General features: G+C 61.6%; 13 protein-coding genes. 1 reads left to right on the top strand and 12 read right to left on the bottom strand.

What is annotated here, in order from left to right; all coding sequences use genetic code 11:
- Nucleotides 1-11: 11 nt before the first annotated feature.
- Both cobF and Q8X51_RS30010 read right to left on the bottom strand, forming a co-directional pair.
- Nucleotides 12-767, bottom strand: coding sequence for a precorrin-6A synthase (deacetylating) (gene cobF, locus Q8X51_RS30015; RefSeq protein WP_065924378.1), 756 nt, complete (start codon nt 765-767; stop codon nt 12-14).
- Between the two features lie 45 nt (nt 768-812).
- Nucleotides 813-1,367, bottom strand: a complete 555-nt coding sequence (locus Q8X51_RS30010) for a histidine phosphatase family protein (protein WP_065924377.1) — start codon at nt 1,365-1,367, stop codon at nt 813-815.
- 408 nt (nt 1,368-1,775) lie between these two features.
- Between Q8X51_RS30010 and Q8X51_RS30005 the strand changes: the two genes are divergently transcribed.
- The gene (locus Q8X51_RS30005; protein ID WP_407694802.1) at nt 1,776-6,149 is read left to right on the top strand and encodes a dermonecrotic toxin domain-containing protein; all 4,374 of its coding nucleotides are present in this window, start codon (nt 1,776-1,778) and stop codon (nt 6,147-6,149) included.
- Nucleotides 6,150-6,176: 27 nt separating this feature from the next.
- Here Q8X51_RS30005 and Q8X51_RS30000 read toward each other — a convergent pair whose 3' ends face one another.
- The 10 genes from Q8X51_RS30000 to Q8X51_RS29955 are packed head-to-tail and all read right to left on the bottom strand — an operon-like array spanning nt 6,177 to nt 16,233.
- Nucleotides 6,177-7,157: a LysR family transcriptional regulator gene (locus Q8X51_RS30000; protein ID WP_323147274.1), complete on the bottom strand. Its 981-nt coding sequence runs from the start codon at nt 7,155-7,157 to the stop codon at nt 6,177-6,179.
- 51 nt (nt 7,158-7,208) lie between these two features.
- Nucleotides 7,209-8,150: a peptidylprolyl isomerase gene (locus Q8X51_RS29995; RefSeq protein WP_065949044.1), complete on the bottom strand. Its 942-nt coding sequence runs from the start codon at nt 8,148-8,150 to the stop codon at nt 7,209-7,211.
- Nucleotides 8,147-8,608 carry a YbjN domain-containing protein gene (locus tag Q8X51_RS29990; protein WP_065924373.1) on the bottom strand — a complete coding sequence of 154 codons (462 nt, stop codon included), beginning with the start codon at nt 8,606-8,608 and terminating at the stop codon, nt 8,147-8,149. Before Q8X51_RS29990 ends, Q8X51_RS29995 begins: the two co-directional genes overlap by 4 nt.
- A gap of 20 nt (nt 8,609-8,628) precedes the next feature.
- Nucleotides 8,629-9,255 carry a DNA repair protein gene (locus tag Q8X51_RS29985; protein WP_065924372.1) on the bottom strand — a complete coding sequence of 209 codons (627 nt, stop codon included), beginning with the start codon at nt 9,253-9,255 and terminating at the stop codon, nt 8,629-8,631.
- A gap of 18 nt (nt 9,256-9,273) precedes the next feature.
- Nucleotides 9,274-10,974 carry a putative porin gene (locus tag Q8X51_RS29980; protein WP_407694803.1) on the bottom strand — a complete coding sequence of 567 codons (1,701 nt, stop codon included), beginning with the start codon at nt 10,972-10,974 and terminating at the stop codon, nt 9,274-9,276.
- 47 nt (nt 10,975-11,021) lie between these two features.
- Nucleotides 11,022-11,726 carry an energy transducer TonB family protein gene (locus Q8X51_RS29975; protein ID WP_065939819.1) on the bottom strand — a complete coding sequence of 235 codons (705 nt, stop codon included), beginning with the start codon at nt 11,724-11,726 and terminating at the stop codon, nt 11,022-11,024.
- Nucleotides 11,727-11,729: 3 nt separating this feature from the next.
- Nucleotides 11,730-12,155 (bottom strand): ExbD/TolR family protein, encoded by a 426-nt coding sequence (locus Q8X51_RS29970; RefSeq protein WP_010211136.1) that lies wholly within the window; start codon nt 12,153-12,155, stop codon nt 11,730-11,732.
- 11 nt (nt 12,156-12,166) lie between these two features.
- Entirely contained in the window at nt 12,167-13,966 is a 1,800-nt protein-coding gene (locus tag Q8X51_RS29965) for a DUF2341 domain-containing protein (RefSeq protein WP_407694804.1), read from the bottom strand.
- 24 nt (nt 13,967-13,990) lie between these two features.
- Nucleotides 13,991-15,580 carry a ShlB/FhaC/HecB family hemolysin secretion/activation protein gene (locus Q8X51_RS29960; protein ID WP_323147276.1) on the bottom strand — a complete coding sequence of 530 codons (1,590 nt, stop codon included), beginning with the start codon at nt 15,578-15,580 and terminating at the stop codon, nt 13,991-13,993.
- A 59-nt stretch (nt 15,581-15,639) separates the two neighbouring features.
- On the bottom strand, nt 15,640-16,233 hold the full coding sequence (locus tag Q8X51_RS29955; protein ID WP_065926276.1) for a transposase: 594 nt from the start codon (nt 16,231-16,233) through the stop codon (nt 15,640-15,642).
- Between the last annotated feature and the right edge of the window lie 313 nt (nt 16,234-16,546).

Genomic DNA, 16,546 nt, shown 5'->3' with positions numbered 1-16,546 from the left:
GGGACGTTACCTCAGGGTTTGCGCAACAAGTAAGTGTCCATGATCCAGCCATTCTCCAGGCGCGCCGCCTTGCGCACCCGTTCGATCTCTTCAGCCACTTCACTGACTTTGCCGCTGATCAGGATCTCGTCTGGCGTGCCCAGGTAAGCACCCCAGTAAATATCCAGGTCCTGATCGGCCACCGTACGGTAGGAATCTTCCGCATCGAGCATGACCACCAGGGTATCGGCATCGCTGGCCTGCCCCGCCGCCAATCGACGCCCGGTGGTGATCTCGATGGACTTGCCGATACGGTTCAACGCCACCTTATGCTGGGCCGCCAGGGCCTGCACGCTGGTGATACCGGGGATCACTTCGAATTCAAAGGCGCAGCGGCCACTGGCCAGGATCGCCTGCAAGATGCGGATAGTGCTGTCGTACAGCGCCGGGTCGCCCCAGGCCAGGAACGCACCGACTTCACCGTCGGCCATTTCCTCGTTGATCATGCGCTCGAAAGTTGCCTGCTTGTCGCGGTTGAGGTCCTGCACAGCAGTCGTGTAGTCGATCTCGCCACGTACGCGCTCGGGGCACTCGGCCTCGACAAAGCGGTAGCCAGGTTCGGTGATGTAGGTCTCGCAGATCTCGCGGCGCAGGTCGATCAACTTGTCCTTGCTCTGGCCCTTGTCCATCAGGAAAAACACGTCGGTGCGGTTCAGCGCTTTCACGGCCTGCATCGTGATGTAGTCAGGGTTGCCGGCGCCAATGCCGATGATCAGGATGCGTTTCATGGGTTGCTCTCATTGCGGGGCGTGGATTTTGCCATGTTCACGCACTCAGGCGTGAGTTTCCAGGCGCAGGCGCCACACCGTGTTGAAGCGCAGTTCGGTAGCGGACAGGGGCTCGACATCGATCCGGTAGAACATCGACACCGGAAACTGCATGACGTGCAACATCGCCGCGCGGATCACAAAGGGATGGGTAATGGCCACCACGTGCCCGGGTTGCGCCTCAAGCGTTTTCATCCACGCCGCGACCCGCGCGCAAATCTGCTCGACCGACTCGCCACCGTGGGGCGCACGGGTGCTGTGGGTCATCCAGTCCATTAACGCATCGCTGCGTAACTGACTGATGGCCTGGCCCTTCCAGTCGCCAAAGTCGCCATCGCGCAAGGCCTCTTCAATCACCGCCTGACTGCCGAACAACCCTGCCGTTTGCCAGGCGCGTGCCTCGGGCGCGCACAGCAGACGCGTTTTCTTCTTATAGCGCCCGGCCAGGGACAGCGCCGCCGCTTGCCAATCCATGACCACGGACTCGTTATCGGGAAAACGCCCGTACTTTTGAGCGGGTGTGGCGGCATGGCAAATGAGGCTCAAGCGGGAGGCCTGCATCACTGCTCACTCTGCATCGGGATAGCGCCTCGTATAAACCTGATACACACGTGCGGAACCGCCGAGTTTAACCATACCACTCCCTACAAGCCACGCGTCATACGTCGGACGCAGCAAAGTGCAATTACGGTGTCGTTATTTCCCTGCCCATTACGAGAAAACCTCATGATTATCACGCCCCAGGCGATTGTCGTACAGCCGCACCCGGTCTCACAGGAGGCCGGTCAGAACAATGGCGCGTCAGAACATCCAAGAGCCAAACGATCACTTACTCAAACTGTCACACAGTGGCCTGTGAATCCGCAGCCCTCCCCAACGGATGCACGTTTTCAACGCATCCAGAAACAAAGCAAACACCTTGTGGAGAAAAGCGACAGTGAAATGGCAAGCTAGTATTGCGCCGCATTGATGTTGCTGGAAAGTCGCAAAAAGTCTGTGATAAAAAACGGTGATCAACTTCCAACGATCACTGACATTCCACCATTTTCCACCTTCGGCCAGGCGTGGGCACTCTTCACTCAAGCACTCACTCAAGAGCCGTTTGCACGCTATGCCAGGGAAAATAACATCGATATTTCCACGATCAGATGGTTCCCCCACGCGGATGATATGGAATGCAGTATCAATGGCAAAATTCAACTCTTCTCGAGCAATACGCCCGGCTGGAAAGAAGCCAGCGCAGGTGTTGCAGCGGCGGCAAAAGAAGTAGCCGCCGGTCGACTTGAATCGTTTCTGTACACCGGCGCACGCAACGCGCCCATTGACGTGGTGAGCAACTTCTATGGCGAAGCCTTCTCGAACTTTCCAAACGACCTGCCCAGTGCGATACGCGACTTGCAGTACAACAATAAATTCAAAACCCTGATGCCCTTAAACGGCCCACTTACGCCGCAAGCCACGCGCGTCAGGACGGCACAAGCCGAAGTAGAGAACGCCATCGCCATGGCAACCTATAACCACACCAGGGGGGTAGCTGACGCAAACCGCACACCGACACCTTCGGAACGTGTCGAGGAAGCCGACCGGGAACTGGCGCGCATGCTCAGCAGGCTGGTGACAGTCAAAGCCATGGACCCCCGCGCCGACGCGACCAAGGGGGTCCTCATCGGTACCCCTGAAGATTCGTCCTATGTACAGGCAGCACAAGCCTATAAAGAGGCGCTCTCCAGCGACGCGTTCAAGCGCTTCATGCAAGCACACAGCCTGGATATCGAAAGTGTAGTGATCCATTCGGATGGGCGTCTGTCTGCCTGGGGGCCAGACTCAGACGGCCGCATCAAATGGCTCACACTTCCCGCTGAACATAAACAGTGGGCAGCCCTTCAACCTGCCATCTTGAAAGTGGCCCGCGAGATAGGAGGTAGCGGGCCGATGGCCTTGCCGAACTACAACTACGGAGACTATCTCTACCCGATAACGGGCATTATGGAATTTTACGGCGTACGCGAGCATTACGGCTCACCGCAGTGGGCCGAACAAAACGCGGGGCTCATTCGCGAGGGTTTCCCTGCCCTGGTCAAAAACAATCCTCCGAACGACGGCCCCTCCCTTGTGGTTCGCGAACGCCAACAGGCAGCCAAACAACGCTTGGCGCGCAGTTCAGGACTCCGATCCCCAAGCGTCCCGACGCCCACGTCGCCGTTCAGACGCAACCTGGTCGACTCGGCTATACCCGCGCCACCACCCGTTGGGCCCGTGAACATCATCAGCCAGCGTTTGTTTGAAGGGGAACCAAACAGGCAAGCAGTGGTAGCCGGATTGCTCAAGGACGCCATCAGCAAGGCATCGCCTGCACTGAATGTGGATGTCCAGCAGTTGGCCTTCGCCGTCCCCGATCCGGCAAATCCCGGTCGTTTCCTGGAAACACCGCTGATGGAGTTGGCCATTAACCACGTCGACGGCGCTGATGTTCCCGTGTTCAGCAATGACGGCAAGTTTGTCGACACCCGCGCGGACGCACAGGCGCTTACCGGCGAACCTGCTGGCACCGCGCTCGACATCGATAAAGCGGCTGTCCAACAGGCTATCAGCCAGTTGCCAGGCAAACTGGAAGACGCACTTCAGACAGCTAAGCTCGATTATTGGGGCCGGCCACCGTTCAATGACCCCATCCCTGGTTTTGGCACCGACACTTCGGTCAGTAACACCCCCATTTTCGCCGGAGACCGCCGGTTGATGCTCAGTGACCTGGTGCGTAACAACCTGCGCCTGGCCAGTTTCAAGCATCCAGGGCTGGATGACTTGCAAAGAGAAACCCTGGACATGCTCGTGAGGTACCCCCAGGGCTCAACACGCCCCAAACTGGCGGATGACTCCGAAGTGGTCGTGCACGTACTTGCCAGCACCGAGAATAACCATTCAAGCTCCACGAAGCTTCAAACCCCCAACCTGGTTATCGAACGCAAGGTCGCAGAGCGCACGATCGTGCTGGTCTGCGAACCGAGCGGCAAGGTAACCCCTTATGCCTCCCTGGCTGCGGTCAAGGATAAATGGGACGAAAACCTCAAACAGGCCAGGCCGCAAGAAACATTCAGCACCCGCTTGACCAAGGTCGACGTCGATGCGTTCTATATCCAGGCGAACATCATCATCACCGGACATGAAGCACAAGCGGCGGCAACCGAGCCAACACTGCTCAACACACCGCAACCGAATCGTTCCCAGCACCCATTACCCGACTGGATAAAAAACACCTCCGACGTCAATCACTTCATCTTGCACGACCTTGCCCTGGAACTGGCAAGTTATATGTACCGCCACAAAGAGCACACCTATAACAGCGGCATCCCGGACATCCGTACTTTTATCCAGAACCAATTAAACGCGCTCTCACCGCCTCCCGTCCCCTATGACATCAATGACGTGGAAGTGGTATTTCACACGCCGTATGGCGGCACGGGGGCCGGGTTCGGATTCGGAGCCGTCCAAACCAGCCGGATGTCCCTCAGCGACGCCTTCATTCAAAACCTTGCAGGACTACCAGGCGGTCGCATAGAGGTTCGTCACAAACCAACGGGGGCGCTGATACCCGCGCTGGGGCGAGAGGGTGCCCTCAAAGCGCTGATTCAGAAAATCGATGTCGGCAAAAACTATCCCGAGCTGCTCAAAGGCGAGTTGCTTGACGACCCCGTCAAAAAAACAGAGCGTCAGTTACGCTTTGCGCAACAAGTGCCCATTGAGCTGAAGATGAAGGCCCTGGAACTGACTGCCAAAGGCGCTGAAGGTTTCGATAACGCCATGGGTTACCGCTACCTCCAGGCAATACTTGACCCCACGCCAGGACACAAGTATGTCAATGGCAACGAGATCACGATGCGCCCATTGGCGTTCGTACGCGAGCCGGGCGCTGCACCCGATGTCGTCGAAAACATGTACTTGATTGAACCCAAGGACAGCACGGTCGGCCCGCATATTCTCTACCGCCCCTTGATGGCTGATGAGCCGTTGCTGCAATTTCCTTCGCGCCAGGCATTGATGGAGACACTGCGTAAAACACCGTCGCTTCAAGAGCAGGTTATTGCCTGGCTGCCTGATGAAGCGACCCGCGTCATCTATGATCACGGTGGCTTCAGCAAGCCCCACCTGCCGAGACTCCGAGTATTTCTCGATGAGTTCTCGATACCGCGCGCACCAGTTGCGCCTACACTGGCCGTCGACGGCGATGCCATCGACAGCCTGGCGGCGAAGCTGCAAACCGGGCAGTTGATGAACCACCTCTACGATGCCAACGCCAAGGCCCTGACGACATTGGCCGAGCAGCAGTCGGTCTCCAATTCGCAAAGCCGTTGGACGACTTTCAAAGAAGGCAGCTTCCTGCTACTCAACGCAATACTGCCGGCACTTCGCGGACCTGCGGCCGTTATCGGCCTGGCGCTGCAGACCCAGGGCATCCTCGGCGATCTTAAAACCTTGGCCAATGAAAAGGATGGCAACAAGGAAGCGGCCATGGCGGATCTGTTGGCCAACCTGGCATCGTTGGTGCTTCATACCAGTGTGCGGCGGCAATCCAAACCGGCAAGCATTACCCCACCGAGGCAGGTGCCAGGCAAACCGCCCATCACGGTCGTCGAAGACAACCATTTGCCCACCACGCAGGTAATAGCCTCAACCGAAACAGGTGGTACGCTCTATCGCCCCATCATTGAAGCCTTCGAAAAAGATGGATTACTGATCAGAACCCTTCAGCTCAGAAACGCGCATCTGGAATTTCATAACACCGGTGAGAACCTTGACAGCATTCGCGCGCAGGGCGATGCCAACAGAGGACATGGAGGGCTGCGCAAATGGAGCCTGGCTCAAGCAGACTTGCTGCCCAACTACTACAAAATGGGTGACAACGCTGGAGCCCTGCCGCGAAACATGGCCATCCTGGCGCTGCCGGAAAAACTCCAGGACAACATCACGGCCATACATGAAAAAGACGCCTTCTCTGGGAACATCCAGGCCGACACGCGATACCTGGGGCGGGAGAAGGCCCGTGAAGGCATGCAAGGCTTATTGAATGACCTGAAGAACCAACAAGGCGAGCACCCCGGCAGCGCGCTTGAAAACAGCGAAATACAGACGGTAGGCGTGCCACCCGATGCATTGGTCGGCCTGGTTTTCTATGGTTCGAACGGTCAGACCTGGGAGGCCGCCAAGCCACAGTTTCAGAAAGCCATTAACCGAGCCGGCCCCGAGTTCGATGGCAAGTCATACCCTGTCTTTACCTACAAGGTAGAGGGCGGAAAAACCCAACTGGAATACCTCGAAACATTGGAGGTCGATACCAAGGCCGGCTAGCGATACCCTTTTGCGCCCAATGCCTCGCTAATCAAACCACTCCCGCCGCCCCTCGAACGTACCGACGATCAACTCGACGATCATCTGCACCGCCTCGGGGTGGCGCACCTGCGCATTCACCGCCAGCCACACCTGGCGCTGCATGCTGTCCTCGGCCAACAACCCCGGCAACGCCACCAGCCCCCGGTCGAAGCTGCTCATGTAGTGCGGCAGCAAACCGATGCAGGCGCCGCAGCGGATCATCTCCAGCATCAGCGAATAGGCATGCACCTGCACCACCGCCGCCAGGCGCTGTTGCACCACCTGGTTCCATGGCTGCAGGGCCTCGACCTGGGCGTCCGGCTGCCATTGCACCAGCATGTAGTCAGCCAGGTCTTCCACGCTGTCCGGGCGCGTGGTCAGGCGTGAATAGCGCTTGGCGATATGCGGCAGGTACCGCAATCGCGCCAGCGCCCGCGGCGGTTCGGTGACAAAGCTCGGGCCGGGCACCGGGCCGTCGGTGTCCGCCAGCCACAGCACCACATCCACGTCCACCGCCTGCAGGGACAGGTGGCTGTCGAGGGAGATGATCTCCAGGCGCACGCTGGCATTGCGGCGCAGCAAGGCGATCAGGTCGCGGCCGAGGATGTCGTGCAGGATCGGCTCGGCCACCGCCAGGCGAATCAGCGGCTGTTCCAGTACCGGCAGGCGCCGTTCATGGGCCAGGGCGATCAGTTGGGCCTGCAATTGCTGGCCGTCGCGGCTGAGCACCAGGCCGTTGCCCTGGTAGCTGAACAGCGCATGGCGCAGGTGTTCCTCCAGCTGGGCCAGGCGCTTGCGCAACAGGGTTGCCTTGATATTCAGGCTGCGCGCGGCCTGCATGAAACAGCCGCAGCGCGCACTCACCAGAAAGTAGCGGGCCACCTCCGGGTCGATCTCGCTGGCCAGGGCCAGCCAGGCACTGCGTGGCTCGGTAGGTGCACGGTAAGCAGTGGGCCCCTGTGGGGCAGACGGTTCGAGAAATGCCATGGGAGACTCCCTGTCTGGTTGGTCTGTGCATCCAATGCGGGTTGAGGCGTGTTACTCCAGCACTTTGTTCAACTCGGCGCCGTCGATACTCAAGGTCGCGGTGTTGAGCATGCCTTCCAGGTAGGCCTTGGCGATCTGTTCCTGGCGCTGGGCGCGCAGGGCCTGGGTCAGGCGTTCACGCAGCTCGTCCAGGGTGGCGGTGCGCGCCGGTTGCTGGCCGATGAGCTTGAGCACATGAAACCCGGCCGGGCTCTGCACCACGTCCGAGACCGCACCGACCTTGAGCCGCGCCACCGCGCCGCGCACCTCCGGCACCAGTTGCTGCAACGGCTGCATCCCCGAATCGCCACCGCGCGCGGCGCTGTCGGGGTCCTGGGAAAACTGCGTGGCCAGGGCGGCAAAATCAGCCGGTGCGGCCTGGGCCTTGCGGCTCAGTTCCTGGGCCTGGCGCCGTACGGCATCGAGGTTTTGCGGGTCATTCACCGCGAGGAAAATCTGGCTCACCTGGTACAACGGCGGCGTCACCCATTGCGCCTTGCCGCTGTCGTAGGCCTGTTGCAACTCGGCGGCGCTGGGGTAGTCGGCCGGTACCTGGCTGACCGACAGCATGTAGTCGCGAAACACGATCTGCTCGGCGGCGGCGCGGGTCTGCTGCTCCACCTCCGGGCGCTGGCGCCAGCCCTGGGCATCGGCCTGTTCAAGCACGGCTTTTTGCGCCAGGCGTGAGCGGATCCAGGTTTCCAGGGCGCCACGGTTGCCGCGCAGTTGCTCGCGGGATTCGGCCGGCAGGCTGGCCAGCACGCTTTTCAGCTCCGCCAGGTCGATCTGCTGGTTGCCCAGGCGCGCCACCGCTGGCCCGCTCGGCGCGGGATTGATCACCGGCGCCGGTTGCTGCGCCGCCACCGGGTCGCTGCCCGGTCGCAGGCTCAACGCCACGGCCACCACCAGCACAGCCAGCGCCCCCGCGCCGAGCATCAGGGTTGGCTTTTTCACAGCACCGCCGCCTCTTCACCCACCGCGGCAGCCTGCAACTGCGCGGCCTGCTGGCTGTACTCACGCAGGTAGACGATAAACTCCTGCAACAGGCGATCCCACAATTCCAGCTGGCTGCGCAGGTGCGTGACGCCAACGCCGGCCACCACCACGTCCATTTCCATCAACAGGAACTCGCCCTGCACCGACAACCGTGCAAAGCGCCGCGAGGCGTTCCATACCGGGGCCAGGCCCTCGGGCAACTCGCCCTGTACCCGCAGCGCGCAGCTGTAGGTGAAGTCCACATAGCTGCCCTGCTCCGCCGCCGGGTTACCGAAGCGCACGGCAAAGCCGATGCCCTGGCTGGCGCTGAGCAACTGCACGATGCCGTTCTGTTCGCTCTGGTTAACCCGGTAGCCGGCGTCCTGCAACAGGTCGGTGAGGCTCTGGACGGTGACGCTGGTGATCAATTCGCTCATGGTGATCTCTTCCTTGTCTATCAGTGATTGGCGGCTGCCTGGGGCGCATCAAAACGGCTCTTGTACAGATCGTCGCCAAAACCCTGGGCCAGTTCCTCGAACTTGACCCGTGCGCTGCTTGCGAACGGCTGGCGAATGCTCATCACCTCGGCCACATCGATTTTTTCGTAGGCTGCGAGCAACTGCTGGGCCACGCCGTACATCTGTTGATTCTTGACTGAACATTGCTGCACTTGTGTGTCACGTTCGCTTAAGGCCGCCTGCAGGCGCGCGCGCTCGACTTCTTTACCCTTGGCCAGCACCAGCAATTCGTCATAGGCCTTCTTGAACTTGCCGATCTGCTCGTTGCTCGCCGCCACCTGGGCTTGCGCCTGGCTGTGCAGGCTCTGTTGCTGGCCGGCCAGTTGCTCAGCCATGCCACGGGCCTTTTCCAGCTCGGCGGTCAATTGCTTGATGTGCGCCTGGGCCTGTTTGGCCTGGTTTTCGGCGGCCAGCCGTGCGGCACTGGCCTGGGCCTGTTCGCTTTGCAGCGCCTGCAATTGCTGGGTGGTGCTGCGCAGTTGCGTACGCAGGCGCTCCTCCATGCCTTCGGCCGACGCGCCGGTACTCACCAGCAGCAGTAACAGCGCGCAGATTCGTGTGTTCATGTGGCGTCTCCCTGCGCATCAAAAGCGCGTGTTGAGTTCCAGTTGCATCACATCGACTTCGAACGGCTGGCCATACACTTCGGAGGCGCTCAACCAACGCGCACTGGCGTAGATGTTCTTGTCGATACCGTAGTTGCCGCCAATGAAATAGCCCTTGGCGTTGGTGCCGCCCAGGTGGAACGACGAGTCGTTGAAGCCGTCGGGCAAGGCGTCGGGCTGGATGTACTTGTAGCCGGCCAACACATTCCAGTCGCCGCGCTTGCGCATCTCCAGGGCGCTGCCGAGGGTGAACGAGACCATCAGCGCATTGCCGCCACTTTCAAACTGGCCGTTGCTGTTGATGTTGTTGACGATCTCGCCTTCGCTGCGCTTGAGCATCTCGCCCTTGTCGTAGGCCAGGTTGTGGATGAAGTTGGCCTGGCTGCGCAGCTTGAAGTCGCTGGGCAGTTCGCTGTCCCAGACCAGGTTGAGGTCCAGCACATCGAACTTGGACGCCAGGCCTACGTACTGCGGGTCGGGTGTGCGCGCAGGATCCGCCGGGTTGGTGGTGTTGTTGCGCAGGTTGAATACCGTGTTGCCTTTCTGCATGAAGGCCACGCGCGTGCCGTCGGTGTCGCAACCTGCCGCGCCCTGCCAGGTGGAGCAAGGGCTGGAGCGCTCGCCTTCGATGTCCTGGAACTGGTAGTAAGCCGCGGCGAGTTTGAGGCGGTTGCTGCGGTTGATCTTCCAATCCGCGCCGATCTGCCCGCCAAACAGCCATTTGGTGTCGCTGTCTTCCTTGTCGATACCATTGGTGCTGGCGGTGTCGGAGGTGTACTCCACCGGGAAGGCGCCGAGGGTACCGAACAGGCCCCACTCGCTGTTGAGGCTGTGGTTGAAGACCGCCGCCACGCCGTCGAAGTTGAGGTCGTTGGAATACATCATGTCGGTGGAATAGAACGGGTTGCCGATGCGCCCGGCGGTCAACGTCATGTAGTCGGTGGTTTTCCAGCTCAGGTAACCCTGGTCGAGCCAGATGTCCTTTTTGCCGAAGCCGCCGCCCAGGGTCTGGGTGGTGGACACCGGGTTATTGTCGGAGCCGGTAGCGATGCGAATGCCGGCGGTCCATTCCGGCGAGATCACCGCTTTCATGCCCAGGCGTGCCCGCAGGCGGAACAGGTTCTCGCGGTCCTCGCGGGTGTTGATCAGCGGTGGGAACTTGGTGTTGGAGTTTTTGTTGACGTCGTACGGGCCGGTGTCATTGAGCTTGGCAAAATCGGTGATGTTGTTGCTGTTATTGCCCGAGAAGTAGCGCGACTCGTCGCGCAGACGAATATCGCCATCAAAGCTGATGCGCGAGATCCAGTCGGGGAACGTATTGGGCTGCGCCCAGTTTTCCTGCTTGGCGGTGGACATGACTTCGGCCTTGACCTGGTCACGGATCTGGTCGCGCACCGCCTGCGGCACGTACTGCACGCGCACATCCCCAGGCGCGGTCGCCGGGCCGCTGGCAACCACCGGCGCGGCGTTGGCCTGGCGGGCCTGCTGGGCTTCCTTTTCGGCCTGGGCGATCAGCCCATTGGCGGTGTTCTGGGTCAGCACACCTTGCTGCACCAGCAGGCGAATCAGGTTGATGGTGACGTTTTCCGAAGGCGCAACCGGGGCTGCCGCGGCTTGCCCGACCAGGGTCGCGATGACCATGCCAACCGCCAGGGTCAGTCGATTCACGGGGGAAATCATGTGTACGCAACTCCTGTAAAAAACCGTAGGTAAGAGGTTTCGTGCAATCAATCCGGACGCCGGCCCTTGAGGGACAGGCGCATGGGCAGCGTCAGCGACGCCGGAGGTTTCTGGGTGGCGCGCGGCGCACGGATCAACGCCAGCATCTGGGCGTCGGTGTCGGCATCCCCGCTGGACTTGGCCACCAGAGCCTTCGTCACCTGGCCGTCGGCGCCCAACCACAGGTCTATCTGTATCGCAAAGGCCTTCTTGCGCAGCTCCGGGTCTTCGCGCATCAGGCGCTGATAGGTACCGGCCAGGTACTGCTTGTACGTGCCGGTCCCCAACCCGCCGCCGCCACTGCCGGCCATGCCGCCGCCCTTGCCGGCGCCGATGTTGAAACCGTCGTTACCGGACTGCGCATCGCCGTCGATCTGCATCGGGTTGGCCAGGTCTTCATTCGGTGAAGGCGGTGCTTCCTCGGCCGGCTTGACCTCTTCGGGTTCAGGGCTGGGCACCGGCTCCGGGACTTTCTCTTCAACCTGGGGCTCGGGCTCCTTGGGTTTTTCCGGGGGTGGCGGCGGCGGCGGTGGCAACGGAATAATCGTCGGCACCTTCGGCGCTTCACGGCGTACGCCACTCATGTCATTGGCCCACTGCCAGAGAAACCAGGCCGCCACGGCGCCCAGCAACAGGCCGGCGCCCCATTTCAATGGGCGCAACGGCGGTTTGTTCTTCACCGGCAATGGCGTGATCGGGATCTGTGCGGTCATCACTCAGCCCTGGCTCGGTTTGCCGGTGACCAGGCCGACCTGGGACAGCTCCAGCCGGCGCAGCAGGTCGAGCACCTCGATGACTTTCTGGTACTGCACCATGGCGTCACCGCGCACGATCACCGGGAAGTCCGGGTTCAGCGCTTTCTCGATGCGCAGGCGTTCTTCCAGCTCGCCGAGGGTCACCGGGTACGCGTCGAGGAACACCTGGCCGCCGTCGTTCACGGAGATGGCCTTGGTCTTGGCCTCCGACAGCGACACCGAGGCGCTGGCCTTGGGCAGGTGGATCTGGATCCCCGAGACCTGGGCGGTGGCGGTGAGGATAAACATCACCAGCACCACCATCAGCACGTCCACCAGGGGCGTGATGTTGATGCTGTCGACGGCGGCATCATCGTCATCGTCGTGGGAGGCATTTACGGAAGCCATGGCGATTCTCCTCAGGCCGGAACCGATGCGTGATGGTCGCGGCGGTGCGCGGTTTCACTGTGCTGGCTCTCGCCGTGCATCTCCGCCAGGCGAGTGATGAACTCGTCGACGAATACGCGCATGTCGGCGCTGACTTCCTTGTTGCGCGTGATCAGGCGGTTGTAGCCAAACAACGCGGGGATCGCGACGAACAGGCCCATGGCCGTGGCCAGCAAGGCCGCCGCCATGCCCGGAGCGATGGCGTTGATGTTCACGTCGCCGGCCATGGCCGTGCCGAGGAACACCACCATGATCCCCAGCACCGTACCGAGCAGGCCGATATACGGGCCGCCGGCGATGGCGTTGGACAGGGTCGACAATTTGGAACTCAGGGCCTGGTTCTCACGGGTACGTACACCGTCCATGGAGCAGCGGATCGCTTCGATGGTGGCCGCCGACACCGACGACGTGTCGGCGCCCTGGGCACGCCGGGTACGGATCTCCTTGACCGCCACCAGGTACAGGCGCCACAGCGACGAATGGGTCAAGCGATCAGCCAGTTGTGCGTCGTCGGCATACATCTCCAGGCGCGTGCCGATCTGGGCGAAGTGCTCGCGGAATACTTCGTTGGCACTGCTGAGGCGGCTGACCTGGCGGTTCTTGCGCAGCATGATGACCCACGACTGGAACATCATCGCCACCAGCACCAGGATGATCACCCAGGCGTCCACCGGCACGGCGTTGAGCAAAAAGCCCAGGCTGCCGAAGCCGAAGCCGGACTGTTCTTCATCCACGCCGTAGGCCACCAGTTTCGACTCGGCGCCCTGGGCACTCGCATCGGCCAGCAACAGCGCGGCCGGGCGCGCCACCTTGGACAGGCGCAGCTCATCCATGGCCCCGGCGAACGGCAGGTGCGCGCTGCCGGCTTCCGGCAGGTCGGCGCCGACCGCCAGCTGCGTGTTGAACCCAGGCATGGCCACGGCGAGCGTGGCGCTTTCACGGCCATTCACATACAGCGTGACCTTGTCGCCCTCGGCGGTGAACGCCAGGTGCTGCCATTGGCCAGGGTTCAGCGGTTGGGTCGACACCGCGCGCTGGCCGTCGATCTCCACAAACGGCGAGCCCTGGTTCAGGCCCAGCAACAGGCTGTGGGCACCGTCACGTCGGGCCAGTACGATTTGCTCACCGCTGGCCTGGTCCAGGCGCAGCCAGGCGCTGAAGGTGAAGGCAGCGCCGGCGGCGTGTTGCAGCGACGGGCTGGCCGGCAACAGCAGCGGCTGGCCGCCGAACTGCAAGGCGCGGCCGATCACGCCGTCGATGCTCGCGCCGGTGGCGTTCAACGCGGTGTTGGCGTAGGCCGTGGTGTCCCGTGGCGGCGTCGCGTTGGCGCCATCGAAGTGATAGAGCGCGGTGTAATTCGGATCGAACGTCAGCTGGCCATTGGCGGTGGCCGGGGCCTTCTGGTTGCCGTAGTACATCCAGATGTCCTGGCGCTGGCCGCCTTCGACCTTGGGCACATCGACCCAGATCAACGCCATGCCCATCAACGGGTCGAAGCTTTCGATCTGGTGATTGAACACGGTCTTGTCATCGGCACTCACAAAGCGCAGGTCGGCGCCGTCGTCCTTGACCCCGTCAAAGGTGAAGTTGCCGGTGTGCAGGCGCACCAACAGTGCGGTGCGGCCCAGGGCCTGGCTGATCGCGGCGCCCTGGGAGGTGGTGTCCACCGAAATCTGTTTGCGGTAGTGCCAATCGTCCTGCCACCAGGCATGGGCAGTGGCCGGGAGCGCGAAGCCCAGGCAGATCAACAGGCTCAGGAATAGGCGTTGCATGGGTGAAGTCTCCGGAAGAAAAAGTCAGAAAGTCGCCTGCACACTGAAGTGCAGTCGCGAGTCCTGTTTCTGGGTGTTCGGTCCATCGAGCAGCGGGTAACCCCAATCCAGGCTGCCGGACAACCACTTGCTCAAACTGGCGCGGGTGCCCAGGCCGATACTGGCCAGGCTGTATTCGTCTTCCTGCTCGGGCAGCGGGTCGTGCAGGCGCATGCGCGCGCCTTCGGCGAACGCATAGAAGCGCCACTCCTGCACATAACTGCCGAGGAACTTGGCCAGGGACGGCGTGCGCAGTTCCTGGGAGAGCAAATAGCCCTCGTCCCCGGTGCGCTCGGCCGCCAGGTAGCCGCGCACCGAGGTGGCGCCGCCGGCGGAATACTGCTCGTTGGACACCAGCGGCCCGGAGGCCAGCTGGAAAGCGCCCTTGGAGGCCGACTGCCAATCGTTGGCGAAGGTATAGGTGTAATTCAGGTCGCCCTTGAGCACGGCAAAACTGGCACTGGCCTTGTAGCGCTTGTAATCGAACTCTTCGGCGTCGCTGCCGTAGCCAAAGAATGCACGGGTGCCGACCACCAGGTTCAAGCCCAACCCCAGTTGGGATTGCTCGGTGTAGCGATAGCCGTTGTAGCCCAGGGTGAACGGCGCGTACTTGAGCGGCACCTGGTCGCTGCTGGCGCCGAACTTCATCTGCTCGTCGAAGTCCTTGAAGTCCACCCCGAACGAGAACGAGTTGGCCCAGTTGCCCGCCGCCGGCAAGCTATAGATGGCGGATACGCCATAGGAATGGCCCTTGCCCAAGACGTTGCTGCCGCCGATGGTGGCGATGTTGCTGTCGGACTGGTAACCGGAGAACTGCAAGGTCCAGCGTTCGTTCAGCGGCGCACTGTAGGAGCCCGACCAGACCTTGGCATTCTCGGTGTCCTGGGGCGCGGTGAAGTAGGTCAGGGAAATGCTGTGGCCCAGTTGCCAGAGGTTGTCGTAGCCCAGGGTGGCGACCGAGCGCAGCTTTTCGGTGTCGGCGCTGTAGTCGTTGTTCAGGCCGAGGCTGGCGTGCCAGGGGTTCTGGTCCTCGACCTGCAGATCCACATCCATGGTGCCGGGGCGCTGGCCTTCACGGACCAGTGGCGTGACCTGCCGGCCGGCACTGCGGTTGAGCCCGGCCAACTGGGTTTGCACCGTGGTGAAATCCGGTACCGCGCCTTCCTTGAGCCCCGGCACTTCCTCGCGGATCTCCACCGGCGAATAGTGCTTGGCGCCGACCACACGCACGCGGCCGACCTTGGTTTCGCTGACCTGCAGATAGACGATGCCGTCATCGACCTTCTGTTCCGGCAGCTCGACAAACACCGACTGGTAGCCACGCGCCTGGTAGATCTTCTGCAACGCATCGCGCGCGCCTTCGATATCGTCCAGGGTCTTTTGCGGGCCAAGGAACGGGTACACCGCCTCCTCGATCGTCGCCGCATCGAGCACGGTATTGCCGCGCACGAAGTACTCATTGACGTCCACCTTGCGCGCCGGGGCCTCACCACCCTCCTCGGCCCACACCGGTTGCGCCAGGACGCCCAGCGTCAGGCAGCACAACGCCAGCGTTGATTTGAACAGATGCTCCACACCGCCCCCTAACTGTCTAAGATTTTGCGCCGTCGCCGATTGCACGGCGTCTGGCCTGCTCAATTGCTGCTGGTCGAAAGATGGCTGTGCCGCGCCAGCCAGGTGTGCAGCAAAGCGAAGTTCAGGGAGAACTCCGGCATGTGCAGCAAGGCGCCACAGAACACTTCACCGATGATGGTCTGGATCAACTGCACGGCCTGCGGGTTGTTCAACAGGCTGGCGATGTCGCGCTGCAAAGCGTGGATGCTCCACACCTTCTGGTTCAGCTCCAGGCCGACGAACCAGCGGAACAGCAGGTTGTAGTTCAGTTGCTCGTGCAACTGCTGTTCGCTGGGCACCGAATACAGCAGTTGCAGCAGCAGGATCTGCACCACGGTCTGCGGCGCGATCGACATACCCGGCGCGGCCTGGAGCAGGTCGCGATGCTGCTCGAGCACCTCGTCGATCTGCGGGCGCAACAGCACCAGCGAATGCCCCGCCGGGATGTAGCTGGACACTTCCTTCAAGGCGCCCTGCCAGTCGTCCTGGGAGACGATCCACACCCACGGCGCGCCGTAGCGGTACACCGAAACCGGCTTCTTGCGCGCAGCCTCGACGATCTTCGACAGGCGCTGGTCGAGCTCTTGCATGCCTACTTTCGAGTAACGTTCCATAGTTCCCATTGCCCCACTCCTGGCGTCCCGCTGACGGCTGGGGAAGCGGCTTGTGGCGGCCTCCAGCGCGTTACATAGGCAAGACGGAAGTGGCTGTGAGCTACCGAACTTTTGTCATGAAAGCTTCATTTTGGATTGTGAGGGGGGCAATTTTTCTGGGTCGGCATGTGTGGCCGTACTCGGTGGGAAATGTGGGAGGGGCGGTGCGACGATTCGACTTGCCCCGATGGCGGCCTCTGGGCCGACCATTTGCTGGGGTTGGAATGAGTACATATCCGTTGCTGCGGTAACGGCTGCCTATGGTTCCGCTCTT

It is taken from the genome of Pseudomonas sp. Yb2C2 (assembly GCF_052112325.1).
GTDB lineage: Bacteria > Pseudomonadota > Gammaproteobacteria > Pseudomonadales > Pseudomonadaceae > Aquipseudomonas > Aquipseudomonas marginalis.
The sequence above is the reverse complement of the archived record's forward strand: the minus strand, read 5'-3'. Positions and strand labels throughout refer to the sequence as shown.